Genomic DNA, 25,769 nt, shown 5'->3' with positions numbered 1-25,769 from the left:
CCGGGGAGGAGGGGAATGACCATGAAGCGCAAGCACCTGTGCCTGGCGATCGCCGGCTTGTTGATGACGCCGGCCAGCGGCGCCTGGGCCCAGCAGGCCGAACCTGGCCAGGCGAGCGAGGGCGCCAGGGCCACCACGCTCGATGCGGTCACCGTCACCGCGCGCAAGCGCGAGGAGACCCTGCAGGAAGTGCCGGTGGCGGTGACCGCCTTCACCCCGCAGGCGCTGGACAAGCTCAACATCCAGGACATCGGCGATCTCGATGCGCAGGTGCCCAACCTGACCATCTATGCCGCGCGCGGTTCCACCAGCACCGCGACCGTGTACATCCGCGGCGTGGGTCAGGCCGATCCGCTGTGGGGCGTGGATCCGGGCGTGGGCATCTACCTGGACGATGTCTACATCGCCCGACCGCAGGGCGCGCTGCTGGACGTGTTCGACGTCGGCCGCATCGAGGTGCTGCGCGGCCCGCAGGGCACGCTCTACGGCAAGAACACCATCGGCGGCGCCATCAAGTACATCAGCCGCGAGCTGCCCAAGCAGCTGGACGGCTACGCCCAGCTGACCGTGGGCAACTACGACCAGCTCGACTTCAAGGGCGGCATCGGCGGCCCGATCGGCGGCAGCGAGGCGCTGCGCGCGCGGCTGTCGGTGGCCAGCATGAACCGCGACGGCTTCGGCAAGAACCTGGTCAACGATCAGGAGGTCAGCGACAAGGAGATCAACGCCGCGCGCTTCCAGCTGGGCGCCTTCGCCAACGAGCAGTTCGATGCGCAGTTCGCGGTGGACTGGCTGGACGATCAGTCCGGCGTGCGCGGCGCCAAGCTGCTCAAGGCCAATCCGCTGGCGCCGGCCTATCCGCCGCTGCCCAGCCGCTACGACATCCGCAGCGGCATGCCCAACGTCAACGACACCACGGTCAAGGGCGCCTCGGCCACGCTCAACTGGCGGCCCAGCGCCGACTGGGCGGTCAAGTACGTGATCGCCAAGCGCGAGTCGGATACCGATACCAATATCGACTTCGACGAGACCCCGCTGAAGCTGGTCGACGTGCATGCCGACTATTACGACCAGCAGGTCAGCCACGAGCTGCAGGCCAACTACGATGGCGGCGGCCGCGCGCGTGGGGTCATGGGCCTGTACTACTTCGACGGCGAGGCCGGTGGCCAGGTCCGCAACTACTTCTCCAATCCCTACCTGCCCAGGTCGCTGACCAATCCGCTGTTCGGCGACACCCAGGGCAAGGTGCTGACCAAGAGCGTGGCGCTGTATGCGGACTGGACCTTCGATCTGACCGACAAGCTCAAGCTGGACGTCGGCGCGCGCTACACCGACGAGGACAAGCACGCCATCGCCCTCAACCGCTTCTACACCAGCGACAGCTACACCACCTCCTGGGGCACAGCGGCCAACTTCGACAAGACGGTGAACTTCAAGAACGTCTCGCCCAAGCTGTCGGTCGATTACCAGTTCACGCCCGACCTGATGGCCTACGTGTCGGCTTCGCGCGGCTTCAAGTCCGGCGGCTACAACATCCGCGCCAACACCACCGCGGTGCCGCGCTCGGGCCAGCCCTTCGACGACGAGCAGGTGGACAGCTACGAGATCGGCAGCAAGATGGGGCTGCTGGACGGCCGCGCCTTCCTCAACCTGGCTTACTTCTACAACAAGTACAAGGATATCCAGCTCTCGGTCTTCACCCAGTACCAGTTGCCCAACGGCAGCTATAGCTTCTTCGGCGACTTCACCAACGCCGGCAAGGGCACGGTGCAGGGCGTGGAGGTGGAGTACCAGTTCCTGCCGACCCGGCACTGGCTGATCAGCGGCAACCTGGCCTGGCTGGATGCCAAGTACGACGAGTTCATGAGCGGCGGCGTCAACATCGCCAAGACCCAGTACTTCACCAACGCGCCCAAGTACTCCGGTGCGCTGAACGTGGAGTGGCGCACCGATCTGGCCGGCGGCGGCAACCTGTCCGCGCGCGCCACCTACAGCTACCAGAGCGAGGTCTGGCCCACCACCGACCTGTCCAAGGAGATCCGCCAGGATGGTTACGGCCTGCTGTCGGCCGGCGTGATCTGGAAGCTCGACGACGCCTGGAGCCTGTCGCTGCAGGGCACCAACCTGACCGACAAGGCCTACCGCACCACCGGCTACAACATCGCCGCCTACGGCGTGCTGACCGGCTTCTACGGCGCGCCCCGCCAGGTGCAGGCCAGCGTGCGCTACGACTTCTGACCGCTGCGTGGTCAGGGTCGAACGACGGGCCCGGCGCAAGCCGGGCCTCGTCCATCCGGGGCGGGGCGCTGGCGGTATGCTCGGCCAATGGGGAGGCAGGACACATCGCGGGCGCGCGCCGCAGGGCGCTGGTGCGGGCAGGGTGCGTCGGCTGAGCGGTGCCCATGCGCCTGGGTGAGGCGCCCATGCTGAGCATGTGGATGGTGGCGCTGGCCGGGCTGGCGTGGCTGGCGCTGATGTTCGGCACCGCACTCTATGGAGAGCGCCATCCGGCGGTGCTGGCGCGGCGCTGGCGCCACGTCTACGCGCTGTCGCTGGCGGTGCATTGCACCTCGTGGACGTTCTACGGCACGGTGACCCAGGCCGCGCGCTACGGCTGGCCGCTGCCGCCGACCTTCCTCGGGGCGATCCTGCTGTACGCGCTGGCGGTGGCCTTCATGGTGCGCCTGGTGCGGCTGGCGCGCGAGACCAACGCCACCTCGCTGGCCGATCTGATCGCCACCCGCCTGGGCAAGGATGCGTGGCTGGCGGCGATCGTGACCGGCGTGGCCGTGCTCGGGCTGGTGCCCTACGTGGCCCTGCAGCTGCGCGCGGTGACGATGAGCGTGTCCACGCTCACCGGCAATGTGGCCCATGCCGACCAGGTGCCCGCGCCGCTGCGCGACGGTGCCCTGTACGTGGCGCTGGCGATGGCGGTGTTCGCGATGCTGTTCGGCACGCGCCGGGCGAATGCGGCCGAGCACAACCGCGGGCTGGTGCTGGCGATGGCGTTCGAGTCGCTGTTCAAGCTGGCGGCGATGCTGGCCCTGGGCGCGTTCGTCTGGCTGGGGCTGGACGTGGACTGGGCGCGCGCGGCCAGCGCCGCACCGGTGCCGGCCGCCGATGGCTTCGTGCCGCTGGTGCTGCTGGGCGCGCTGGCCATGTTCATCCTGCCGCACCAGTTCCATGTGGCGGTGGTCGAATGCCGCGACGAGCGCGACGTGGCCACCGCGCGCTGGCTGTTCCCGCTGTACCTGCTGCTGATCGCGCTGCCGGCGCTGCCGCTGGCGCGCGCCGGCAGCCTGCTGCTGGGCGGGCATGTGCCCTCGGACATGTACGCGCTGGCGCTGCCGTTCGCGGCCGGGCACGCGGGCCTGGGGCTGTTCGCCTTCCTGGGCGGGCTGAGCGCGGCGACCGGCATGGTGGTGATCAGCACGCTGACCTTGAGCCTGATGATCGGCAACCACTGGTTCGCGCCCGGCCTGCTGCGCGGAGCCTGGCTGCGCGGGCAGGGCGAGGATCGCCGCGGCGAACTGCTGACCCTGCGCCGGGTGGGCATCGTGGCGATCATGCTGCTGGCCTGGGCCTACAACCGGCTGATCGGCGGCAACGACGCGCTGGCCGACGTGGGCGCGGTGTCCTTCTCCGCGCTGGCCACGCTGGTGCCGGCGCTGTGCTTCGCGGTATGGCGCCCGCAGACGCCGCCGCGCGCGGCGCTGCTGGGCCTGCTGGCGGCGTTCGCCACCTGGGCGTGGGTGATGCTGGTGCCGATGCTGTGGCCGGTGGACGCGCCGCTCTGGCGGCATGTGCCGCGCGTGCTCGCTCCGGCCGGGCTGTTCGGCCTGACCGGCTGGAGCGCGCTGGGTCGCGCGGTCGGCGCCAGCCTGTTCCTGGGCGCACTGGTCACGCTGGCGGCGACCGGCTGGCGCCAGGCGCCGCGCGGCAGCGCGCGCCGGCTGGACCGCGCCGCGCTGCGCGAGGCCGGGCGGCGCTTCCTCGGCCACGAGCGTATCGAACACCTGCTCGCCGGCGCGCCCGACGCCGGGCCGGTGCCGCTGGCCACCGAGCAGCGCATCGAACGCGAGCTCTCCGCGGTGCTGGGCTCGGCCTCCACGCGCCTGCTGCTCAACGCCGCGCGCAGCCAGGCCGGCGAGCTGGACACTGTGGCGGCCATCGTCGGCGAGGCCTCGGCCGACCTGCGCTTCAACCAGCAGGTGCTGGAGGCGGCGCTGCGCAACATGAGCCAGGGCATCAGCGTGGTCGATCGCGAACAGCGGCTGGTGGCCTGGAACCCGCGCTATGCGCAGCTGTTCGGCTTCCCGCCGGAACTGCTCCAGGTCGGCCGGCCGATCGCCGATCTCACCGCCTGGGCCTTGCAGCGCATGCCCCACCGCAACAGCGCCGAGCATGCGCTGGACCGGCGTCTGGCGTTCATGCGCGCCGGCACCGCGCATCTGACCGAGCGCGTGTTCCCCGACGGCACCATCGTCGAGATCCGCGGCAACCCGATGCCCGGCGGCGGCTTCGTGGCCACCTACACCGATGTGACCGACTCGCGCCGCGCCGAGGCCGGACTCAAGCGCGCCAACGAGACCCTGGAGCAGCGCGTGGCCGAGCGCACCGCGCTGCTGGAGCGCGCCAAGGCCGAGGCCGAGCATGCCAACGATGCCAAGAGCCGCTTCCTGGCCGCCATCGGCCACGACCTGATGCAGCCGCTGCACGCCGCGCAGCTGTTCACCGACGCACTGGCCCAGCGCACGCCCGCGCAGGACCACGACACGCTGCGCCAGTTGGCCGGCTCGCTGGAATCCACCCACGACCTGCTCAGCGGCCTGCTGGACATGTCGCGGCTGGAGGCCGGCGGCCTGGTGCCGGCGCCGCGCGATTTCCCGCTGTCCGAACTGCTCGATCCGCTGGCCGCGCAGGTGCGCGCGATGGCGGCCGAGAAGGGCCTGCGCTTCGGCTATGTGCCCAGCCGCGCCTGGGTGCGCAGCGACCCGCAGCTGCTGCGTCGGATCGTGCAGAACTTCCTGGTCAACGCGGTGCGCTACACCGCGCGCGGCGGGGTGCTGCTGGGCACGCGGCGCGTCGGCGCGCGGCTGCGCATCGTGGTGTACGACAGCGGGCCGGGCATCGCGCCGGAGCAGCAGCGGCTGATCTTCGAGGAGTTCCGGCGCGGCCAGGACGCCGGCGGCCAGGGCCTGGGGCTGGGCCTGGCCATCGCCGAACGCATCGCCGGGCTGCTCGATACGCCGCTCTCGCTGCGCAGCGCGCCGTGCCGCGGCACCGCCTTCGGCGTCGAACTTGCGCGTCTACCGGCGCCGCGCGCCGCACGCGCCGCGGTGCGCGGACAGGGCGCCCTGCCGCTGGCCGGCCTGCGCGTGCTGGCGGTGGACAACGACGAGGCCGCGCTGGCCGCCCTGGCAGCGTTGCTGCAGGGCTGGGGCTGCGAAGTGGTCACCGCCGCCGACGAGGCGCAGGCGCGTGCGGCGCTGGCGCATGCGCCGGCCGCGCTGTGGCTGTTCGACTATCACCTGGATCGGGGCGACACCGGTGTGGCCCTGCACGCGCGCCTGTCCGAGGCCTTCGGCGCGCGCCCGTGCGTGCTGCTCTCGGCCGACGCCTCCGGCGCGGTGCGCGACGCCGCGCGCGCGGCCGACCTGCCGCTGCTGGCCAAGCCGCTGCGGCCGCTGGCGCTGAAGTCCGTGCTCGACCGGCTGCTGGCCGCGCGCGCGGGTTGAACACCGCGGCACCGGCGCGGGCGCGACTACAATGGGCGTTTGACCGCCACGCCCTCGCCATGCCCTATACCCCGATCACCGGAACGCTCGGCTACGTGCTCTCGCCCGACGGCACGCAGGTGCTGATGATCCACCGCAACGCGCGGCCCGAGGACGAACACCTGGGCAAGTACAACGGGCTGGGCGGCAAGCTGGAGAACGACGAGGACATCGCCGCCGGCATGGTGCGCGAGATCGCCGAGGAGGCCGGCATCGAATGCACGGCGATGGAGCTGCGCGGCACCATCAGCTGGCCCGGCTTCGGCCGCAATGGCGAGGACTGGCTGTGCTTCATCTTCCTCATCACCGCCTGGACCGGTACGCCGCTGACCTCCAATCCGGAGGGCACGCTGGAGTGGGCGCCGATCGAGCGCCTGGGCGAGCTGCCCATGTGGGAGGGCGACCGCCACTTCCTGCCGCTGGTGTTCGATGGCGATCCGAGGCCGTTCCACGGTGTGATGCCGTATCGCAACGGGCGCATGGTGTCGTGGAGCTTCAGCCGCTTCTGAAGCGGGCGGTGCGCCCGGCGGCGGAGGTGGTTGAAGCGTCGTGCTAGCGGCTGAGGGGGGAGGGGTGCTCTTCGTGGGGAAGTCAAAAGCAAAAGCACCTCCTCCCAGCCTCCCCCCTTCGCAGCGCACAAGGGGAGGGGCGATATTCCGCCTTCGTGGAGGCGGCGGTGTGATCAGCGTGGTCGGCGGCGCTTGGCTGGCGCCGCTCAGCCCTCGAGCTGGCGCGCGGGGTCGGTGAGTTCCAGTTCGCGCAGGATCACTCCGGCCTGGGTGCGGTTGCGCACGCCCAGGCGCTCGAAGATCGAGGACACGTGCGCCTTGACCGTGCGCTCCTGCACGTCCAGGCGGTCGGCGATCTGTTTGTTGAGCAGCCCCTGGGCGACATAGCCCAGCACGCGGAACTGCTGCGGCGACAGGCTGGCCAGGCGCGCGGCCAGCGCCGTGTCGTGCGCGGAGGATTGCGCCCGCGTCACCGCCGTGCGCAGCGAGGCCGGCAGCCACTGTTCGCAGGCCAGCACGCAGCGGATGGCCTCGCGCAGTTCCTCCAGCCCGGCGCTCTTGGGCAGGTAGCCGGCCGCGCCGTGGTCCAGCGCGCGCCGGACCACACGCGGGTCGTCGTTGGCCGAGACCACGACCACCGCCACCGCCGGGAACTGCGCGCGGATCGCGGCCAGCCCGGCCAGGCCGTGGTTGCCGGGCATGTGCAGGTCCAGCAGCACCAGATCGATCTCCGGATGCGCCTCCAGCGCCTGCAGCACCGCGTCGAGCGAATCGGCTTCCAGCATCTCCAGGGCGGCCACCGCATCGGCCGCCGCGCCGCGCAACGCGGCGCGGAACAGGGGATGGTCGTCGGCGATCAGCAGGGTGGGCATGGCGGCGGCGGTCGGCGGGTGGCGAGGGCTAACGTTAGCAAGCCGCGCCCGCCGGCGGCTGGTACCAAAGTACGATGCGGCCGGCCTGCAGCCGCAGGTAGCGTGGCGCCATGCATGGAACCCGATCCGCCAGCCGCCTGTCGGCATTGCTCTTATCCGGCGCGCTTGCCGCGTGCGCCACGCCGCAGGCCCGCCCGCACGCGGAGGCCGGCGTGACCGGCGCCTCGCAGGTCACGGTGCACCGCGACGGCGATGATCTGCTGACCGCCGGCCTCGGGCTGGCCGGGCTGCAGACTCCGACGCCGCCGGCCTTCGCCAGGCCCGACGCGCCCACGCCGGCCGAACTGCGCAGGCGTGCGATCTGGTCCAACTGGCGCGGCATCGCCGATCTCTCGCCCACCGGCGGCTACGGCACGCTGTACGGCAGCGTGGCGCGCGTGCCGGGCCGCGAGTACGCCGCGCTGGCCACGGTGCCCGGCGCGCGCCAACCGCATCGCGTGCTGGTCCAGGTACCCGACGCTTTCGATCAGCGGCGGCGCTGCGTGGTGGTGGCGCCGTCGTCGGGCTCGCGCGGGGTGTATGGCGCCATCGCCGTGGGCGGCGCCTGGGCACTGCCGCGCGGCTGCGCGGTGGCCTATACGGACAAGGGCACCGGTACCGACTATTTCGATCTGGATGCCGGGCGCGGCTTTGCGCTGGACGGCAGCTCGGCCGCGACGGGCGAACAGGCGTTGGCTTTCGCTCCTCAGCCCGCAGCCGCGGCGGGCGGCGTGGCGTTCAAGCACGCGCATTCGCAGGACAACCCGGAAGCCGACTGGGGCCGGCACGTGCAGCAAGCCGCGCGCTTCGCGCTGCAGGCGCTGGATGCGGCGTTCCCGCAGGCGGCGCCGTTCACTGCGGACAATACGCGCGTGATCGCGGTCGGCATCTCCAACGGCGGCGGCGCGGTGCTGCGCGCGGCCGAGCTGGACGACGCGCTCATCGATGCCGTCGTCGCCGGCGAACCCAACGTCTACGTCGAAGGCGCGCCCGGCGCGCGTGCGCTGTACGACTTCGCCAGCGAGGCGGCGCTGCTGATGCCTTGCGCCTTGCTCGATCTGCCGCCGGCGGCGCTGCCGCAGCCGCCGCTGCGCGCCCAGGTCGAACCGCTGTGGGCCGCGCGCTGCGCCGCGCTCCAGGCGCAGGGGCTGGTCGAGGGCGCCACGCCTGCGGCGCAGGCCGCCTCGGCCCACGCGCAGCTGCGGGCCAGCGGCTGGAGCGAAGCGGTGTTGGCCTCCGGCGCGGCCAGCGTGGGTTTCGACCTGTGGCGCGCGATCCTGGCGACCTACGCCTCGGCCTACGGCCGCTATGCGCCGGGCGAGCACCCGTGCGGCTATCGCTGGTCGGCGCAGAACGCGGACCTCTCCCCGCGCGCGGCCACGGCCGTCGAACGCGCGGCGTGGTGGTCCGACGCCAGCGGCATCCCGCCCGGCAACGGCGTGGGCCTGATTGATGCCAGGCTGGCCGCGCCCGATCCGACGCTGCCGGGGCTGCTGTGCCTGCGCGCGCTGTGGGACGGGCAGGGCCCGGACGCCCAACGCGTGCGCGCCGGCATCGCGGGCACCCATGCCGGACTGCCGCGGGCGGGGCTGCCGGTGCTGGTGGTGCATGGCACCGACGACGGCCTGATCCCGCCGGCGTTCACCAGCGCGCCCTATGTCGCCGCCGCACGCGCGGCCGGCCGGCCGGTGCGCTACTGGCAGGTGCGCAACGGCGAGCACTTCGACGCCTTCCTCGCCCTGCCGGCGTACGGCGCGCGCTACACGCCGATGCTGCCGCACGTCTATGCCGCACTGGATCGCGTGGCCGATGTGCTCGATGGCAAGGCCGCGCTGCCGGCCGATGCGACGATCGAGGCGCGCGGCCGCGGCACCGGTGCGGTGGAGGCCGCGCAGTTCGGCGCGGCGGTGAAGTAAGGAAGTTGGCACCAGGCGCCATCCACGCGAAAGCGGCGTCAGCGCCTTGGCCATTCAAGAACGAAGGTCACCTGGCCCGGCCTTCGCGCGGCGACGGCGCTGGTGCGGCAAGAGGGCTTCAACCAGGTTGCGTGACGCGCATCGCCCGCCTGGATTGCTGGAGGCGACACGCTGTCGCCGTAGAGCCAAGCGGAGCGCCGTGGAACCGTGCTGTTGGCGGCCAGTGCGACCTGCGCGGTTCTCCACAGCCGGTGTGGATGAGTGGTGGGGCAAGCATGTGGATAAGCCGCGCGCGCCCAGTCGTGGCAAGGCAGCGCGCGAAGATGGCGAAAAAATGACCAGCGCGCGGCAGTTCATCCACAGGGCCTGTGGATGGAAGCTGGACAAGGATGTGGATAAGCGCGTGAGCGCGTTGCGGGGCGGGCGTGTCAAGCGGATTGGCACAAAAATGACCAGGCCGCATCGCGCCGCATGACGCGCTGCGTGGAACCTTGCGAGGCTTCAATCCGCCGCGCGCAGCGCGATCACCGCATTGAGTCCGCCGAAGGCGAAGGAGTTGCTCAGCACCGCGTGCACCGGGCGGGCACGCGCCTGGTTGGGGACGTAGTCCAGGTCGCATTCCGGATCGGGATCGAGGAAGTTGGCGGTCGGCGGCACCACCTGCTCGCGCAGTGCGCCGATCGCGGCCACCAGTTCCAGCGCGCCGGCCGCGCCGAGCGCGTGGCCGTGCACGGCCTTGGTCGAACTCACCGCCAGCGCCTCGGCGTGCGCGCCGAACACCTGCCGCAGCGCGCGGGTCTCGCAGCGGTCGTTGGCCTGGGTGCCGGTGCCATGGGCGTTGACGTAGTCGATCTGTTCCGGCGGAAGGCCCGCGTCCTGCAGCGCCAGGCGCATGGCCGCGGCCGCACCGTCGATGCTGGGCGCGACGATGTCGCCGGCATCGGCGCTCATGCCGAATCCGGCCAGCTCGGCCAGCGGCCGCGCGCCGCGGGCGGCGGCGTGCTCGGCGCTTTCCAGCACGAACAGCCCGGCGCCTTCGCCCAGCACCAGGCCGCTGCGCTGTGCGCAGAAGGGCCGGCAGGTGTCGTCGCTGACCACACGCATCGCTTCCCAGGCGCGGATCAGGGCCAGGCTCAGGCAGGCCTCGCTGCCGCCGGCGATGGCCACCTCGGCCAGGCCGTGGCGCACCATCAGCGCGGCCTGGGCCAGCGCGTGATTGGCCGAGGCGCAGGCGCTGGACACGGCGAAGGCCGGCCCGCGCAGGCCGAAGGCGATGCTGATCTGGCTGGCCGCGGCGTTGTTCATGCTGCGCACGATGGTCAGCGGGTGCAGGCGCTCGGACTGGTCGCGGTAGAGCCGGCGCGACTGCTCGTCGCGGCTGAGCTCGGCGCCCACGCCGGTGCCGACCACCACCGCGCAGCGCGCGCCGAGCGCGGACTCTGCGCTCAGGCCGGCCTGGGTCATCGCCTCCTGGGCGGCGACCAGTGCCATCTGGGTCATGCGGTCGAGCTGGCCGGGGGCGATGCCGCCGGTCTGCGTCGCGTCCGGGGCGAACCCGGGCAGGGTCGCCGCCATCCGCATCTTCAGCGTGCTGTGCGGATCGGGCGAGGCCAGGGGCGCGATGCCGCTGCGACCGTCGCGCATCGCGCTCCACAGCGCCGGCGCGCCCAGGCCGAGCGCGCTGACCGCGCCCATGCCGGTGATCACCACGCGCCGCGCCCGCACGGAGGCGTCCATGGCGCGTCAGTGCGCCGGCTGCGCCGCGGTGGCCGCCTTGGTCGCCAGCGCGTCCTCGACGGCCAGGACCAGCTTGCCGAGCGAGCCGTCGTCCAGTTTCGGATCGCGCTGCGGGAAGGTGATGTCGAAGTGCTCTTCGATGTCGAACAGGATCTCGATGGCCTCGAGCGAATCCACGCCCAGCTCCTGCAGCTTGGTGTCCGGGGTCAAGGTGGCGGGGTCGATCTCGGCGTGCTGGGCGACGATGGTCTGGATCTGCGATTCGATGGACGGGGTCATGGCAGTGCTCCGCGAATGAGAGGCCACCGCACGGCACCGGCCGCCGGTGGAGCGCACGCTGCAGCCTCGGCCGCAGCAGCCAGGCGCCACGCTAGATCGCCAATCTTCCAGAGGCCTTTCGTCAAGCCGGTCCACGCGCGGGCCTTCAGCGGCGGTCCAGCGCCCGCTGAGCGGGGGTGTCCCGTCCCGTCCGTTGGCGCCGAGCCGGGCCCGGTTGGCGGCCGTGGAACCGTAAACGCCGGTGAGCCGTGCCGCCGCCGCAGTTCTCCACAGCCGGTGTGGATGAGTGGTGGGGCAAGCATGTGGATAAGCCGCGCGCGCCCAGCAACGGCGCGGCCTGCGCCGAAGATGGCGAAAAAGTGACCGGCGCGCGGCCGTTCATCCACAGGGGCTGTGGATGGGGTGCCGACAAAGGTGTGGATAAGCGTGGGAGCGCGTTGCAAGGCAGGCGTGTCAAGCGAAATGGCACAAAAATGACCAGGAAGAATCGCGGCGCTTCGGACTTGCGCGTGGAACATCGCGGCCCGCTAAGCGGCTGGCCGCGTGGCGCTGACAGGTGCCATCTCTTCGAGCCTTCGCGCCCGGCCTTGATTGCCGCGCGACGCCACCCTTGGCAGGCTGGCGGCCCGTTCTTCCGTCGCGAGCGCGCGCGCCATGTCACGACCCCGCCATTTCTCGATGCTGCGCGACTTCCAGCTGGCCGACTGGTTCACCCTGGGCAACGCCTTCTGCGGCAGCGGCGCGGTGTTCGCCGCGCTGCACTACATGCAGCAGGGCCGCGTGGGCGTGCTGCTGGCCGGCATGGCGCTGATCCCGCTGGCCTTCATCTTCGACGCGCTGGACGGCCGGGTGGCGCGCTGGCGGAAGTCGGCCTCCACCCTGGGGCGCGAGCTGGACTCGCTGGCCGACGTGATCTCCTTCGGCGTGGCGCCGGCGGCGCTGGCCTACGCCTGCGGCCTGCAGGGCGGCTGGGACTGGCTGATCCTGAGCTACTTCGTGTGCTGCGGCGTCAGCCGACTGGCGCGCTACAACGTCACCGCCGAGGCGCTCTCGGGCGATGAGGGCAAGGTGACCTACTTCGAAGGCACGCCGATCCCCACCAGCCTGGCGCTGGTGGTGCTGCTGGCGGTGGCGGCGGTGCAGGGCCGCCTCGGTGCGCAGGTGTGGTGGGGCCAATGGCAACTGGGGCCGTGGCAGCTGCATCCGCTGGTGCTGCTGTTCGCGCTGTCCGGCTCGCTGATGATCAGCAAGACACTGCGTATTCCCAAGCCGTAGGGCAGCTGCCGGCAGGTTGCTATCATCCGGACGCAAGTCGGGAGCGCGTAATGTCGGGTGCACAAGGCGGGTGGGGCGAAGGGGCGGACGCGATGGCGCGCCAGGTCTGGGAGACCTGGGCGAGGCGCTGCGCAAGTTCGCCTCGGTGCCGCTGGAGACCGCCGGGCCGGCCTGGCAGCAGGTGCCTGGCGGCTGGCCGGGCTGGACGCCGCCCAAGGGCGGGGCGCCGGGCGATGTGATGGAGCGCTTCGACGGGCTGGCCCGGCACTGGTTCGGGCGCATGCAGCACGTGGCCGCCCAGTTCGCCGACCGCGACAACACCCCGGCCGACATCGTCGCCGCCTGGCGCCAGGCGCTGGGCGCGACCGAGGCCAATCCGTATCCGGACCTGTTCGGCAGCCTGTTCGGTCAGGCCACCGGGCTGGACGATCTGGGCGAGCAGTGGCTGCCCTGGCTGGAATCGCTGCGCGGGCCGCTGGAGGAATGGTCCAGGACGCCGGCCTTCGGCCCGGCGCGCGAGCACCAGCAGCGCTGGAAGGGCCTGTTGCAGGCCCAGCATGCGCTACGCGAGGCTGCCGAGGCCTACCGCACCCTGCTGGAGGATGCCTCGCGCCAGGCCTATGCGCTGTTCGAGGAGAAGTTGAACCAGCGCGCGGGCGAGGGCAGTGCGCTGGACAGCGCGCGGGCCCTGTTCGACGAGTGGATCGACGCGGCCGAGGATGCCTACGCGCGCATGGCGCTGTCCGAGGAATTCAGCGAGGTCTACGGCGCGCTGGCCAACGCGCAGATGCGCATGCGCGCCGGCGTGCAGCGCGAGGTCGAGCAGCTCGGCAGCCTGCTGGGGCTGCCCACGCGCACCGAGGTCGATGCCGCGCACCGCAAGATCGCCGAACTCGAGCGCATCCTGCGCCGCATGATGCGCGGCCAGGCCGCCGAGCGGCCCGCGCCGCGTCCCGCGGCCGCGCCTGAAGCGTCTCGCCAGGCTCCGTCGCCAGCGCGACCGGCGAAGGCGGCGAAGAAGGCCGCCGCTTCGAAGCCTTCCCCTGCGTCGAAGGCGCCGGCGAAGAAGTCGGCCAAGACCGCAGCGAAGAAGACCGGCGATAAGCCTACGGCGAAGAAAGCCGCGGCGAAGAAAGCCGCAGCGAAGAAGGCCGGCCGCACCAGAGCGCCCAGCAAGCCCATCTCGAAGACCTCCGCCAGGCGCACCACGCGCGGCAAGGCGCCGGCATGAGCAGCAGCCCGTTCCGCGCCACCGCCGATGCGCTGGCCGCCGAAGCGATCGCCCTGCAGGAGAAGCTGGGCGCCGGCTTGCGCACGCTGCCCGAGGTCGGGGACGTCCACTACGGTGTGACCCCGCGCGAGGAAGTCTGGCGCGATGGCAAGGTGGTGCTGTATCGCTTCATCGGCGACACCGCGCCCACCGCCAGGGTGCCGCTGCTCATCACCTATGCGCTGGTCAACCGGCCCTACATGGTCGACCTGCAGGAGGACCGTTCGCTGGTCCGGGGCCTGCTGGCGCAGGGCCAGGACGTGTACCTGATCGACTGGGGCTATCCGGATCGGTCCGACCGTTTCGCGCTGCTGGACGATTACGTCAACCGCTATATCGACGGCGCCGTCGATCATCTGCGCCAGACCAGCGGCGAGGACGCGATCAACGTGCTCGGCATCTGCCAGGGTGGCGCGCTCTCGCTGTGCCATGCCGCGCTGCATCCGGCCAAGCTGCGCAACCTGATCACGATGGTCACCCCGGTGGACTTCCACACGCCGGACAACATGCTGTCCAACTGGATCCGCATGGTCGATGTGGATCTTCTGGTGGATACGCTGGGCAACGTGCCGGCCGACCTGATGAATCTGAGCTACCTGATGCTCAAGCCGTTCCGCCTGAACGTGCAGAAGTATGTCGGCCTGCTCGACATCCTCGACGACCGGCGCGCGGTGCAGGATTTCCTGCGCATGGAGAAGTGGATCTTCGACTCGCCCGACCAGGTGGGCGAGGCCTTCCGCCAGTTCGCCAAGCAGTTCTACCAGGCCAACGGCTTCGTCGAAGGCGGCATCGCGCTGGACGGCGAGGCGGTGGACCTGTCGCGCCTGGGGATGCCGATCCTCAACATCTACGCCGAGCAGGATCACCTGGTGCCTCCCGATGCCTCCAAGGCGCTGCGCGGGCTGGTCGGCAGCCAGGACTATTCCGAACTGAGCTTCCGCGGCGGCCATATCGGCATCTACGTCTCCAGCCGCGCCCAGCGCGAAGTCCCCAGCGCCATCGCAGGCTGGCTGGCGGCGCGCTGATTGGGTCTGTCGGACCCGCTGTTTGGCGACTTGGTCCAAGCGCCACTAACCGCCCCGCCAAAATGACCGTTTCCCCATGATCCGCCCCCTCCCTTGCGCGCAGCGCAGGGGAGGGCTGGGGAGGGGTGCTTTTCGCGGCTAGCTAAAGACAAGCGAAAGCCAGCGGCAACAGCGAGCCCCAGCAGCAAAGGCGACAGCAACAGCTGGCAGCTACAGCAAGAGCTAACAGCAACAGCAAAAACCAACCCCTCCCCCTCAGTCGCTAGCCGCGACTTCGAGCTCCCCTGCGCTGCGCGCAAGGGAGGGGGCAGATCACTTGGGCTGACGCTTCCTGCGATCCCGAATCCCGAATCCCCAACCCGCCCTTGACCCACACACCGCTAGACTCCCCACCATCCACCGCCGCTCGCAGAGTGCCGCCATGAACACGCCCACCGCTCCCCGTCCGCTGGCTCGCTCGCTGGACGACCGCATGATCGCCGGCGTCATGGGCGGCATCGCTCGTCGCTTCGGCTGGAACACCACGCTGGTGCGGGTGGTGTTCGTCATCGTCTCGCTGGCCTCGGCGGCCTTTCCCGGCATCCTGGTCTACCTGCTGCTGTGGCTGCTGATGCCCAACGAGGCGTGAGCGATCGCGCCCGCGTGCGCGCGCCGCATCCGTTGCTGCTGGCGCTGGGGGCGCTGTGGACATCGCCCAACACGCTGATCGGTCTGCTGCTCGGCGCGGCCGGCCTGCTGCGCGGCGCGCGGGTGCACCTGAGCACGCGCGAGCACGCGCTGGTGTTCGCGCGCTGGCCCTGGGGGCCGGGCGGGGCGATCACCTTCGGCAACACCATCCTGCACACGGGACCCGACCTGGACATTGCCTGCCACACCTATGCCCATCGCGCGGGGCATTGCACCGACGCGGCGATCCGCCTGGGCGATCACGAACGCGCGCACGTGCTGCAGTACATGGCGCTGGGGCCGCTATTCCTGCCGCTCTATCTGGTCTGTGGTGGGATCAGCGTGCACAACCGCTTCGAGCGCGCCGCCGATCGCTATGCGTTGACCGGCGCGGGTTGGTGGCCGTTCGCCAACCCGCGTTCGCTGCGATGAAGCGGCTTCAGCGCGGCAGCGCGCCGTGCAGGAACTGCTCGACCGAGGCGTCCACGTAGGCCGCCAGCTCCTCCGGATCGGAGTTGGCCATGTAGCCGCAGGCAGTGCGGATGGTCAGCTCGCCGAACAGCATCATGAAGAACTGGCCCGCCGCCTGGTAAGGGGTGGTATGCAGCACCAGCCTGCCGGCGGCGACCTGCTGTTCGAAGTAATGGCCCAGGCAGCCGCGCGTGTCGGCGATGGCGTTGTCGAAGAAGAAGTCGCGCAGCTGCGGGAAGGCGCGGCCTTCGCCGATCACGATGCGGTTGACCAGCAGCGCATCGGGCGTGGTCAGGCTGGCGGCGATCTCGCGGCCGGCCTTGCGCAGCGCCTCCTGCGGCGACAAGCCGTCCAGTTCCATTGCGCGCAGCCGGTCGGCCATGTCCTGCAGGCGGCGCTCGATGATGGCGAAGGCCAGGCCTTCCTTGTCGCCGAAGGCCCGGTACAACGTGGCCAGCGAGCCGCCGGCGCGCGCCACGATCTCGCTCAGGCGGGCCTGCTGGTAGCCCTTCTCGGCGAACACCTCGGCGGCCGCGTCGAGGAACTTCTCCACGCGCAGCTCGCCGCGGCGGCACAGTTCGACCTGGGGCATCGGCCGCACACCCGGGAGGCGCGGTCTGGAAGCGAGCATGGGCATGGGGGATCGGAGCTGGCCTGTTTCCGCCAATCTAGCAAGGAATATCGCCAGACGAGTGATGCACCGCGGGAGAGCGCCATGCGCGCAACGCCGCGCGCCGCAGGCTTACCGGCACCGCCCCGGGCCGCTATACTGCGCGACCGCGCCGAAGTGGCGGAATGGTAGACGCAGCGGACTCAAAATCCGCCGCCCTTAAAAGCGTGTGGGTTCGAGTCCCACCTTCGGCATGATGGGAAGGCAAAGGCCGGCATCGCCGGCCTTTGTGCCGTCTGGGGAATGACAAGCCCGCCAGATTGATGCGGCGCAGAATGCCAAGGCGGGGTCGGGCTTCGTATGGTGACAGCGCTGTCACCGGACGGGGTCGTGGGTGGTGGCGCTTCCTTGCCTTGCTGCCTGGCTTGTCTCCCTTATGCGCCCGCCTGACCTGCGTTTCGTCCATGCACTGCGGGGCCGCCCTGGCGCGGCGCGCATGCGTGCGTCAGGTCGAGGGGGCCGCGGTCGATTCGCGCAGCTGCAGGGCGTAGGGCATCTGCACCATCGCACCGCTGTCGGGCGTGTGGATGGTCTTGATCAGTTCGAGTGTCGCGGTGCGGCCCATGTCGCGCGTGGGCTGCCGCACGGTGGTAAGCGAGGGGAAGATGTGGCGCGAGATCGGCGTGTCGTCGAAGCCGCAGACCGAGAGCTGCTGCGGGATGCGCAGGCCGCGCTCGCCGGCCACGCGGATCACGCCGGCGGCCATGTCGTCGTTGCCGGCGAAGATGGCGGTGGGCGGCTCGGGCAGGTCGAGCAGCTGGTTGGCCGCGGCCACGCCCGATTCGAAGGTGAACTCGCCCTTGGCCACCAGCGCCGGGTCGTAGGCGATGCCGGCCTCGCGCAGGGTCTCGCGGTAGCCGGCGTGTCGCCACTCGGCCGCGCCGTGGGTCGGCGGCCCCTTGATGTGGCCGATGCGGCGATGGCCGAGCGCGAGCAGGTGGTGCATCAGCTCGCACACCGCGGCGTGTTCGTCCACGGTCACGCCGATGCGGCCACGATGCGTGCGTGGGGCGATGCTGGCGAAGGGCAGGGCCGCATCGTCCAGGAAGCCGAGCAGCTCCATGTCGTCGGTCAGCGGCGGGGTGAGCACGAAACCGTCGACGCCGTGCTGGTTGGCCAGTTCGCGCAGCTCGGCGATCGCGCGGCCCTCGCCATAGGTCACCGGCGCCAGCACCAGGGTGTAGTGCCGCTCGCGGCAGGCTTCGAGCACGCCGCCCTGGATCTGCATCAGGTAGTTGCGCGAAGGGTTGTCGTAGGCCAGCGCGACCACGAAGGTGCGCCGGCTGGCCAGGCTGCGCGCGGAGAGGTTGGGCTTGTAGTGCAGCCGATCGACCACTTCCTGCACGCGGCGACGGGTCTGTTCGCTCACGCGCGGCTCCTGGTTGAGCACGCGCGAGACCGTCTTCATCGATACGCCGGCCGCCTCGGCCACGTCCTCCAGTCTCACCCGCATCGTCTGCCATCCCCTGTCGCCGTCGCCGCATCTTGCCAAAACCCGCGGCCGACGCCTGCTGCGACCGCAGCACGTCCGGCACGTGCATCCCTTTCCCAGGAGTCCTCTGCATGAAGCAACGTCCCTTCCGCGCCGCCCGTGGCCCCCTTTCCCTCGCGCTGCTGGCGACGCTGTCGGCCGGCGTGCTGAGCGGCGGCGCGGCCATCGCGCTGGATCAACAGGCGGGCACCGCGCATCCGGCGCTGTGGCCGCAGCTGCGCTCGCCGCTCAAGCCCGATCCCAAGCTGGAGGCGCGCATCGATGCGCTGCTGGCCAGGATGTCGCCGGAAGAGAAGGTCGGGCAGGTGGTCCAGGCCGACATCGCCAGCGTCACCCCGGACGATCTGAAGACCTACCGCCTGGGCTCGATCCTGGCCGGCGGCAGCTCGGACCCGGGCGGCCAGTACAACGCGCCGGCCAGCGCCTGGCTGGCGCTGGCCGATGACTTCTACGCCGCCTCGATGGACACCAGCGGCGGCAAGTACAACGCCATCCCGGTCATCTTCGGCGTCGATGCGGTGCACGGCCACAACAACGTGGTGGGCGCGACGCTGTTCCCGCACAACATCGGCCTGGGCGCGACCCACGACCCGGCGCTGATGGGCCAGATCGCGCAAGCCACCGCCGCGGAGATGCGTGCCACCGGCATCGACTGGACCTTCGCCCCGACGCTGGCGGTGCCGCAGGACGATCGCTGGGGCCGCACCTACGAGGGCTATTCGGAGAATCCGGACGTGGTGCGCGCCTATGCCGGTCCGCTGATCCAGGGCCTGCAGGGCAAGCCGGGCAGCAAGGACTTCCTCAAGGGCGCGCACGTGGTGGCCACCGCCAAGCACTTCCTGGCCGATGGCGGCACCTTCGAAGGCCGCGATCAGGGCGATGCGCGCATCGACGAGGCCACGCTGCGCGATGTGCATGGCGCGGGCTATCCGCCGGCGCTGAAGGCCGGCGTGCAGGCGGTGATGGTGTCCTTCTCCAGCTGGAACGGCGTCAAGATGAGCGGCAACGCCTCGCTGCTGGATGCGGTGCTGAAGCAGCGCATGGGCTTCGACGGCTTCGTGGTCAGCGACTGGAACGGCCATGCCAGCGTGCCCGGCGGCAGCCGCGAGAACTGCGTGCCGGCCTTCGTCGCCGGCGTGGACATGATCATGGCGCCGGACACCTGGAAGGGCTGCTACGAGCGTCTGCTGGCGGCCGAGAAAGGCCACGCGCTGCCGGCCGGGCGCCTGGACGAGGCGGTGCGCCGCATCCTGCGGGTGAAGTTCCGCGCCGGCATGTTCGAGGCCGGCAAGCCGTCCACGCGCGGGGTCGCGGGCCGGTTCGACCTGCTGGGCAGCGCCGAACATCGCGCCATCGCGCGTCGGGCGGTGCGCGAGTCGCTGGTGCTGCTGAAGAACAACGGCGGCGTGCTGCCGCTCGATCCGCGCGCCAGGCTGCTGGTGGCGGGCGACGGCGCCGACGACATGATGATGCAGTCCGGCGGCTGGACCCTGAGCTGGCAGGGCACCGGCCTGAAGCCGGAGGACTTCCCGCACGCGCAGACCATCGCCGCGGCCCTGCGCGAGCAGGTGGCGCGCGCCGGCGGCCAGGTCGAGCTGGCCGCCGACGGCCGCTACACGCACAAGCCCGACGCGGCGGTGGTGGTGTTCGGCGAGACGCCGTACGCCGAGTTCCAGGGCGACCTGAAGGTGCTGGCCTATCGCCCGGGCGACGACCGCGACCTGAAGCTGCTGCGCAAGCTCAAGGCGGAAGGCATCCCGGTGGTGGCGGTGTTCCTGTCCGGCCGTCCGCTGTGGATGAATCGCGAGATCAATGCCGCCGACGCCTTCGTGGCCGCCTGGCTGCCGGGTTCGGAAGGTGGCGGCGTGGCCGATGTGCTGTTGCGCGACGCTGCGGGCAAGGTGCAGCACGACTTCCGCGGCACGCTGTCCTACTCGTGGCCGCGCACCGCGGTGCAGACGCCCTTGAACGTCGGCCAGCCCGGTTACGACCCGCAGTTCGCCTACGGCTACGGCCTGACCTACGCCAAGCCGGCGTCCCTGCCGGCGCTGTCCGAGGATGCGGGCATGGACCTGGCCTCGCTGGGCGCGCAGACCTTCTTCGAGCGCGGAACGCCGGCCACCGGCTGGACGCTGCGCGTGCAGTCGGTGGTGGGCAAGCCGCGCACGCTGTCCCAGCCTTCCGGCCAGCGCGACGCGCCGGACGTGGCGATCGCGCCGGTGGACTACAAGGCGCAGGAAGACGCGTGGAAGATCACCTGGAAGCAGGCCGGCGAGATCGCGCTGCTCGCGCCGCGCCCGCTGGACCTGGTGCGCGAGACCAACGGCAACGTGATGCTGCGCGTCACCCTGCGCGTGGACGCCGCGCCGTCGCAGCCGGGCGCCGAACTGTTCCTGGAATGCGGCCCGGGCTGCAGCGCGTCCCTGCCGATCGACACCGCGCTGGCCAAGGCGCCGCGCGGCACCTGGGGCACGCTGGGCATCCCGTTGAAATGCTTCGCCGCGCGCAACGCGCAGATGGGCCAGGTCACCGCGCCGCTGGGCTGGCGCATGCCGGCCGGCACGGTGCTGTCGGTCCACGAAGTCGGCCTGGGCACCGAGGCGCAGCACGTGCTCGATTGCGCGGCGAAATGAGGGCGGGCGGGCCCTGCCTCGGTCAAGAGGACAGCGGCCCGCCTTGACACCTTGGGCGGACACGAGGCCGGCGGTGATGACATCGCCGGCCTCGCTTTTGTGCGTGTGACGCGGTAGGCCTAGTTGCTTGGATGGATATGGCGCGTTGGTCGCTTTGAGCGCGGTCGAGGCGTCGGCAGACTGCGGCAGAAAACTTCCTCCGTGCCCTCAGTGGACTTCAAGAGGAGACGGTCAATCAGGGGAACGGTTGGTGTCGAATAGGGCAGATGCCGTCATCCAGGACAAATGAAACCATGTCGATTGCATGACGCGACTTGGCAGACAAATTCTTGAAAAGCACCGTCAAATGTAGCGAAAACAGGCACAAAAAAAAGATGACCAATTTGTAATTTTTTGTGAGTTTCTCGTTACTCTCGTGTTGCGGAGGTTGTCCCAAGACCCACGCATTCCCGGCTGGGGAGCAGTACGAAAGACAGCCGGATGGCCTTGCTCCTACCTGTCAACCAGAGAGATCTTTCGATGAAATTCGCCAAGACCATGAAGCGCACGGCGTTGAGTGCGGCGCTGGGCATGTGCTTTGCCGGCGTCGTCCACGCGCAGAGCACCAGCGGCAGCATCCGCGGCACCGTCCAGCCGGGTTCCACCGTGACCATCAGTAACAACAGCGGCTTCAGTCGCACGGTCACGGCCGATGCCGATGGCCGTTACAGCCTGAGCTCGCTACCGGTGGGGTCCTACACCGTGACCTCGCAGGAGGGCGGCAGCAAGTCGGTGATCGTCACGGTCGGCAGTGCGGTCGACGCGTCCTTCGGCGGCAACGCCGCGACGCTGGAAACGGTCCGGGTCACCGGCGCGTCCGCGCCGAAGATCGACGTGACCGCCACCGATACCCATACGGTGATCACCGCCGAGCAGCTCAAGCGCCTGCCGATCCCGCGTTCGGCCGAGGCTATCGCGCTGCTGGCGCCGGGGACCGCGTCGGGCAACGGCTACTACTTCGGCAACAGCGTGTCCTTTGGCGGCGCGTCGGTGGCGGAGAACGCCTACTACATCAATGGTTTCTTCACCGGCAACCCGATGACCAATGTCGGTGGCTATACGCTGCCCTACGGGTCGATCGCCCAGCAGGAGACCTACACCGGTGGCTACAGCGCCAAGTACGGTCGTTCCGACGGCGGCGTGATCAACGGCATCGGCATGAGCGGCAGCAACGATCTGCATTTCGGCGGCCAGATCACGTTTTCGCCCAAGGGCCTGCGCTCCAACAATCCGGATCGCTACTACCCGAACATGGATTTCAGCGCGGCCAATGCCAATCCGAACATCCCGGTCAATCCCGACACCGGCAAGCCCTATCAGTACGGCTACGAATCGCCTCAGTTGGCGGGCACGATCTACGACAAGGGCAATCAGCACGAGCGCTGGGAGAGCACCTACAGCGGCTATGTCAGCGGTCCGCTGATCCGCGACACCTTGTTCGGCTTCATTTCCGCAGAAACCGACAAGGTCGACACCGCGACCGGGTCGCCCAGCCAGGCCGCGCCGGCGACCTACGAGCGCTACAGCAGCACCAATCCCAAGCTGTACGCCAAGTTGAACTGGAACATCAACGACAGCAACCTGCTCGAATACACCTATCTGCACGAGAAGACCAACGAGCGCGGCACCGATTACGGCTACGACTTCGATACCCAGGCCATCGGCAACGTGCTCAATTCGATCACGCCGACCTACCTGACCAACGACCTGTCGGTGCTCAAGTACACCGGCTATCTCACCGACAGCCTGACCTTCGACGCCACCTACGGCCGCACGCGCCAGGCCTACAAGGCGATCAATCCGCAGGTGTCGGCCGGCATCGACATGGTCACCGCCTCGCAGGCCACGGTGAATCCGGCCGTGGGCGACATCAGCGGCGTCACCATTCCCAACACGCTCACCGCCGGCGGTACCAACGCCATCGATCGCAGCCACGGCCTGCGCGCCGACCTGCAGTGGGTGGTGGGCGACCACACCCTGACCCTGGGCGTGGACAACATGAAGTTCTCGTCGGACAACGAGGGCATCACCCAGTACGTCAACAACTGGCGTTACTCCCACACCAACAACATGGGCGCGCTGGCCGCCTACGGTATTCCCAGTCTGGCCGCGTCCAATGGCTACTACGTCAGCAACACGTTCTACACCGACGCCAGCAGCATGTCCCTCAAGCAGGACGCCTTTTACCTGGAAGACAAGTGGCAGGTCGTGGACAACCTGCTGCTGACCGTGGGTCTGCGCAACGACAAGTTCACCAACTACAACAACGTCGGCAAGCCCTACGTGGACAGCGGTAACCAGTGGGCACCGCGGATCGGTGCGGCATGGGATGTGTTCGGGGATTCTTCGTTCAAGCTGTTCGCCAACGCGGGTCGCTACTTCCTGGCGCTGCCCAATGCGGTGGCGCTGCGTGGCGCTTCGCCCTCCACCTTCACCCGCCAGTACTTCACCTACACCGGCATCAATCCCAACACCGGCGCCCCGGTGACCGATCAGGCCAGTACGGTGCTGGTGCTCAACGGTGAGGACGGCAAGCCCGTCGATCCCAATACGATCGCGCCCACCAACCTCAAGAGCGAGTACCAGGACGAATACATCCTGGGCTTCGAGAAGACGCTCGGTGCGTCCTGGGCCTTCGGCGCCAAGGTCACCTATCGCGACCTGAAGTCGGCCGTGGACGACATCTGCGATCCGGGCACGATGTACAACAAGCTCGCCGCGACCCAGGGCCAGAGCGTGGCCGATGGCGTCGACATCCCGGGCTGCTTCCTGGGCAACCCCAGCGCCAGCAACACCTTCAACCTGCAGAACATCGACGCCAACGGCAATCCCACCGGCACCTACACCAAGCTGACCATGAACCCCAGCGACTGGGGCTGGCCGTCGCCGATGAAGCGCACCTACAAGGCCATCGATCTGTTCCTGGAGCATCCGTTCGACGGCAAGTGGGAGTTCCGCGTGGACTACACCTACTCCAAGCTGCAGGGCAACACCGAGGGTCCGGCCAATTCGGATACCGGGCAGGGCAGCGACAGCCACGACAATGGTGTGTCCACGTCGGAGAACTGGGATATCGCGGCGATCATGAAGTACGCCGATGGCTATCTGGCCAACGACCATCGCCATCAGATCAAGCTGCATGGCAGCTACGCCTTCAACGACGACTGGTCGGTGGGCGTCAGCGCGCGTCTGATGGCGGGTGCGCCGGCCAACTGCTTCGGCTACTACAACCCGGAGGGCAGCATCGACGAGAACGACAATGCCGACGGCGGTCCGGCCGATCCGGCGGGCAACTATGGCGCGGCCTACCATACCTGCTTCGGCAAGTCGGCTTCTCCCGGCACCAAGTTCCTGCCGTGGACGCACGATTGGGATCTGGGCGTGGTGTATGCGCCGGGCTACTTCGATCACAAGCTGCGCTTGGGTCTGAACGCGTTCAACGTGTTCAATTCCCACGGCATCACCTCGCAGGGCTGGACCTCGGAAACGGCGGCCTACACCGTTTCCAACACCTACGGCCTGCCGTACGCGTTCCAGTCCCCGCGCTACGTGCAGTTCTCGGCGGCCTACGACTGGTAAGCCGGCGCGACTGCGACAGCTGCACCAAGAGCCGGCTCCGTGAGGAGCCGGTTTTCTTTTTGGCTCTTCACAGCAGTGCGAATTCGGTGAGCGGACTTCGCCAACCAGCCTCGACCCGGCCAGACGCGGCGCTTCGTGTCCGTCCGCCCTGTAGAGCGGAGCTTGCTCCGCTGGGGCTTTACCCACGAATCAAACCAAGAGCAGCGGAGCAAGCTCCGCTCTACAAGGAGGTCGCGACGTGAGCGGAAGAAACCGCTCCTCCCGTCGGGATCATCTGCAATGACTGATTGCAACCGCCGCCGCAGCGGGCCGTCCTTTCCTCGAGCGTGCGTTTCCCGTCCGGCTCAAAGCCCCGCCAGAAACCCCCGCACCGCCGGGTCGAAGCGGGCGAAGTCGACCAGGAAGGCGTCGTGGCCCTGCGGCGAGGGCAGGGGGACGAAGCTGCTGTCGGCGCCGCCGGCGCGCAGGCCCGAGGCGATCTGTTCCTGCTGCTGCAGCGGGAACAGGATGTCGGTGGTGGCGCCGATGGCCATCGCCTTGTCCAGCTTGATGGAAGTCAGCGCCTGCAGGATGTCGCCGCCCGCGGCGTACTCTGCCAGGTCGAACCAGTCCATCGAGCGGCTCAGGTACAGATAGCAGTTGGGGTCGAAGCGGCGCACGAAGCGGCGCGCGTGGCCTTCCAGATAACTCTCCACCTGGAACTCCAGGCCGAATGGCTCCTCGTCCGGGCGGTCGGATTCCAGCCGCACGCGGCCGAAGCGACCGTCCCATTCCAGCGCCGAGCGGTAGGTGATCACGCCCAGCTTGCGCGCCATGCGCATGCCGCTTTCCGGATAGGCGCGCTCGCTGTAGTCGCCGCCGTTCCACAGCGGGTCCAGGCGGATGGCCTCGCGCTGCAGCGAGCGGATGGCGATGGAGAAGGGCAGGGCCTGCGCGCTGCCGGAGATGTTGACATGGCTGCGCGCGATGCCGGGGTTGGCGTGCAGCAGGGCCAGGGCGGTCATGCCGCCCATCGAGTTGCCGACCACGCAGGCCAGCCGCTCGATGCCGAGCGCGCGCACCACCTCCACGGCAGCGGCGGCGCCGTCCTCGATCGACAGGTCGGGGAAGGTGAGGCGATACGGCTGGCCGGTGGCCGGGTCGATCGACGCAGGTCCGGTCGAGCCCTTGCAGCTGCCCAGCGAGTTGACGCACACCACGAACCAGCGCGTGGTGTCGATCGCCTTGCCCGGGCCGAGCATCGCCTCCCACCAGCCCGGCGTGTCGTCCAGCGCGCTGGAGGCCGCATGCGCATCGGGCGAGAGGCCGGTGACGATCAGGATGGCGTTGTCGCGCGCCGGCGACAGCGTGCCCCAGGTCTCGTAGGCGACGCGCGCGCCGTGCAGTGCGCCGCCGCGCTTCATGGGGAAGGGCGAGGACAGCGCGTGCCAGCGCGTGCCGGGGGGGATGAATTCGGTCATCGCGTCAGTGTAGCCGGTGGGCAAATCGCGACGCGTCGCGCCGGTTGCGTCGATCTGGCA

Annotated in this window: 17 protein-coding genes and 1 tRNA gene; 12 read left to right on the top strand and 6 right to left on the bottom strand. The window is 69.7% G+C overall.

Annotated features, from left to right (window positions below; translation table 11 throughout):
• Positions 1-21: 21 nt before the first annotated feature.
• The 3 genes from ACFJIT_RS08595 to ACFJIT_RS08585 all read left to right on the top strand — a co-directional run bounded on the left by ACFJIT_RS08595 (position 22) and on the right by ACFJIT_RS08585 (position 6,286).
• Positions 22-2,238 carry a TonB-dependent receptor gene (locus ACFJIT_RS08595; RefSeq protein WP_379655586.1) on the top strand — a complete coding sequence of 739 codons (2,217 nt, stop codon included), beginning with the start codon at positions 22-24 and terminating at the stop codon, positions 2,236-2,238.
• A 185-nt stretch (positions 2,239-2,423) separates the two neighbouring features.
• A complete protein-coding gene (locus ACFJIT_RS08590) occupies positions 2,424-5,738 on the top strand; it encodes a PAS-domain containing protein (RefSeq protein ID WP_379655585.1) in 3,315 nt (1,104 codons plus the stop codon).
• 59 nt (positions 5,739-5,797) lie between these two features.
• Positions 5,798-6,286, top strand: coding sequence for an 8-oxo-dGTP diphosphatase (locus tag ACFJIT_RS08585; RefSeq protein WP_130519463.1), 489 nt, complete (start codon positions 5,798-5,800; stop codon positions 6,284-6,286).
• A gap of 206 nt (positions 6,287-6,492) precedes the next feature.
• Here ACFJIT_RS08585 and ACFJIT_RS08580 read toward each other — a convergent pair whose 3' ends face one another.
• Positions 6,493-7,158 (bottom strand): response regulator transcription factor, encoded by a 666-nt coding sequence (locus tag ACFJIT_RS08580; protein WP_130519465.1) that lies wholly within the window; start codon positions 7,156-7,158, stop codon positions 6,493-6,495.
• Positions 7,159-7,268: 110 nt separating this feature from the next.
• Here ACFJIT_RS08580 and ACFJIT_RS08575 point away from each other — a divergent pair, with 110 nt between their 5' ends.
• Entirely contained in the window at positions 7,269-9,113 is a 1,845-nt protein-coding gene (locus ACFJIT_RS08575; RefSeq protein WP_379655584.1) for a 3-hydroxybutyrate oligomer hydrolase family protein, read from the top strand.
• A gap of 501 nt (positions 9,114-9,614) precedes the next feature.
• Here the strand turns inward: ACFJIT_RS08575 and ACFJIT_RS08570 are convergent.
• Entirely contained in the window at positions 9,615-10,850 is a 1,236-nt protein-coding gene (locus ACFJIT_RS08570) for a beta-ketoacyl-[acyl-carrier-protein] synthase family protein (protein WP_379655583.1), read from the bottom strand.
• A gap of 6 nt (positions 10,851-10,856) precedes the next feature.
• On the bottom strand, positions 10,857-11,129 hold the full coding sequence (locus ACFJIT_RS08565; protein ID WP_130522312.1) for an acyl carrier protein: 273 nt from the start codon (positions 11,127-11,129) through the stop codon (positions 10,857-10,859).
• A 654-nt stretch (positions 11,130-11,783) separates the two neighbouring features.
• Between ACFJIT_RS08565 and pssA the strand changes: the two genes are divergently transcribed.
• The 5 genes from pssA to ACFJIT_RS08540 all read left to right on the top strand — a co-directional run bounded on the left by pssA (position 11,784) and on the right by ACFJIT_RS08540 (position 15,797).
• Positions 11,784-12,404, top strand: coding sequence for a CDP-diacylglycerol--serine O-phosphatidyltransferase (gene pssA, locus ACFJIT_RS08560; protein WP_130522313.1), 621 nt, complete (start codon positions 11,784-11,786; stop codon positions 12,402-12,404).
• Between the two features lie 70 nt (positions 12,405-12,474).
• Complete coding sequence (locus tag ACFJIT_RS08555; RefSeq protein ID WP_379655582.1) at positions 12,475-13,635, top strand: poly(R)-hydroxyalkanoic acid synthase subunit PhaE; 1,161 nt, start codon at positions 12,475-12,477, stop codon at positions 13,633-13,635.
• Positions 13,632-14,699 (top strand): class III poly(R)-hydroxyalkanoic acid synthase subunit PhaC, encoded by a 1,068-nt coding sequence (locus ACFJIT_RS08550; RefSeq protein ID WP_379655581.1) that lies wholly within the window; start codon positions 13,632-13,634, stop codon positions 14,697-14,699. The genes ACFJIT_RS08555 and ACFJIT_RS08550 overlap by 4 nt, the downstream gene beginning before the upstream one ends.
• A 421-nt stretch (positions 14,700-15,120) precedes the next feature.
• Positions 15,121-15,327 carry a PspC domain-containing protein gene (locus ACFJIT_RS08545; RefSeq protein WP_379655580.1) on the top strand — a complete coding sequence of 69 codons (207 nt, stop codon included), beginning with the start codon at positions 15,121-15,123 and terminating at the stop codon, positions 15,325-15,327.
• The gene (locus ACFJIT_RS08540) at positions 15,324-15,797 is read left to right on the top strand and encodes a hypothetical protein (protein WP_379655579.1); all 474 of its coding nucleotides are present in this window, start codon (positions 15,324-15,326) and stop codon (positions 15,795-15,797) included. Before ACFJIT_RS08545 ends, ACFJIT_RS08540 begins: the two co-directional genes overlap by 4 nt.
• A gap of 7 nt (positions 15,798-15,804) precedes the next feature.
• On the opposite strand, the gene ACFJIT_RS08535 is transcribed toward ACFJIT_RS08540, so the two are convergent.
• Positions 15,805-16,428: a TetR/AcrR family transcriptional regulator gene (locus ACFJIT_RS08535; RefSeq protein ID WP_130519481.1), complete on the bottom strand. Its 624-nt coding sequence runs from the start codon at positions 16,426-16,428 to the stop codon at positions 15,805-15,807.
• Positions 16,429-16,617: 189 nt separating this feature from the next.
• Between ACFJIT_RS08535 and ACFJIT_RS08530 the strand changes: the two genes are divergently transcribed.
• Positions 16,618-16,700 (top strand) — tRNA-Leu (locus ACFJIT_RS08530).
• Between the two features lie 251 nt (positions 16,701-16,951).
• On the opposite strand, the gene ACFJIT_RS08525 is transcribed toward ACFJIT_RS08530, so the two are convergent.
• Complete coding sequence (locus tag ACFJIT_RS08525; RefSeq protein ID WP_130519491.1) at positions 16,952-17,959, bottom strand: LacI family DNA-binding transcriptional regulator; 1,008 nt, start codon at positions 17,957-17,959, stop codon at positions 16,952-16,954.
• A gap of 110 nt (positions 17,960-18,069) precedes the next feature.
• Here ACFJIT_RS08525 and ACFJIT_RS08520 point away from each other — a divergent pair, with 110 nt between their 5' ends.
• The gene (locus tag ACFJIT_RS08520) at positions 18,070-20,631 is read left to right on the top strand and encodes a glycoside hydrolase family 3 N-terminal domain-containing protein (RefSeq protein ID WP_379655578.1); all 2,562 of its coding nucleotides are present in this window, start codon (positions 18,070-18,072) and stop codon (positions 20,629-20,631) included.
• 519 nt (positions 20,632-21,150) lie between these two features.
• On the top strand, positions 21,151-24,249 hold the full coding sequence (locus ACFJIT_RS08515) for a TonB-dependent receptor domain-containing protein (protein WP_379655577.1): 3,099 nt from the start codon (positions 21,151-21,153) through the stop codon (positions 24,247-24,249).
• Positions 24,250-24,593: 344 nt separating this feature from the next.
• Here ACFJIT_RS08515 and ACFJIT_RS08510 read toward each other — a convergent pair whose 3' ends face one another.
• The gene (locus ACFJIT_RS08510; protein WP_379655576.1) at positions 24,594-25,709 is read right to left on the bottom strand and encodes a homoserine O-acetyltransferase; all 1,116 of its coding nucleotides are present in this window, start codon (positions 25,707-25,709) and stop codon (positions 24,594-24,596) included.
• Between the last annotated feature and the right edge of the window lie 60 nt (positions 25,710-25,769).

This window comes from Pseudoxanthomonas sp. UC19_8, from assembly GCF_042700505.1.
Taxonomy (GTDB): Bacteria; Pseudomonadota; Gammaproteobacteria; order Xanthomonadales; family Xanthomonadaceae; genus Pseudoxanthomonas_A; species Pseudoxanthomonas_A winnipegensis.
This window is presented reverse-complemented; position numbering and strand designations above follow the sequence as displayed.

What these genes read in the sequence shown, in the direction of transcription:
- ACFJIT_RS08545 (WP_379655580.1), top strand. Translation starts at nt 15,121, where the DNA reads ATGAACACGCCCACCGCTCCCCGTCCGCTGGCTCGCTCGCTGGACGAC.
- ACFJIT_RS08520 (WP_379655578.1), top strand. Translation starts at nt 18,070, where the DNA reads ATGAAGCAACGTCCCTTCCGCGCCGCCCGTGGCCCCCTTTCCCTCGCG.
- ACFJIT_RS08570 (WP_379655583.1), bottom strand. Translation starts at nt 10,850, where the DNA reads ATGGACGCCTCCGTGCGGGCGCGGCGCGTGGTGATCACCGGCATGGGC.
- ACFJIT_RS08565 (WP_130522312.1), bottom strand. Translation starts at nt 11,129, where the DNA reads ATGACCCCGTCCATCGAATCGCAGATCCAGACCATCGTCGCCCAGCAC.
- ACFJIT_RS08590 (WP_379655585.1), top strand. Translation starts at nt 2,424, where the DNA reads ATGCTGAGCATGTGGATGGTGGCGCTGGCCGGGCTGGCGTGGCTGGCG.
- ACFJIT_RS08580 (WP_130519465.1), bottom strand. Translation starts at nt 7,158, where the DNA reads ATGCCCACCCTGCTGATCGCCGACGACCATCCCCTGTTCCGCGCCGCG.
- ACFJIT_RS08550 (WP_379655581.1), top strand. Translation starts at nt 13,632, where the DNA reads ATGAGCAGCAGCCCGTTCCGCGCCACCGCCGATGCGCTGGCCGCCGAA.
- ACFJIT_RS08515 (WP_379655577.1), top strand. Translation starts at nt 21,151, where the DNA reads ATGAAATTCGCCAAGACCATGAAGCGCACGGCGTTGAGTGCGGCGCTG.
- ACFJIT_RS08525 (WP_130519491.1), bottom strand. Translation starts at nt 17,959, where the DNA reads ATGCGGGTGAGACTGGAGGACGTGGCCGAGGCGGCCGGCGTATCGATG.
- ACFJIT_RS08575 (WP_379655584.1), top strand. Translation starts at nt 7,269, where the DNA reads ATGCATGGAACCCGATCCGCCAGCCGCCTGTCGGCATTGCTCTTATCC.
- ACFJIT_RS08585 (WP_130519463.1), top strand. Translation starts at nt 5,798, where the DNA reads ATGCCCTATACCCCGATCACCGGAACGCTCGGCTACGTGCTCTCGCCC.
- ACFJIT_RS08510 (WP_379655576.1), bottom strand. Translation starts at nt 25,709, where the DNA reads ATGACCGAATTCATCCCCCCCGGCACGCGCTGGCACGCGCTGTCCTCG.
- ACFJIT_RS08595 (WP_379655586.1), top strand. Translation starts at nt 22, where the DNA reads ATGAAGCGCAAGCACCTGTGCCTGGCGATCGCCGGCTTGTTGATGACG.
- ACFJIT_RS08535 (WP_130519481.1), bottom strand. Translation starts at nt 16,428, where the DNA reads ATGCCCCAGGTCGAACTGTGCCGCCGCGGCGAGCTGCGCGTGGAGAAG.
- pssA (WP_130522313.1), top strand. Translation starts at nt 11,784, where the DNA reads ATGTCACGACCCCGCCATTTCTCGATGCTGCGCGACTTCCAGCTGGCC.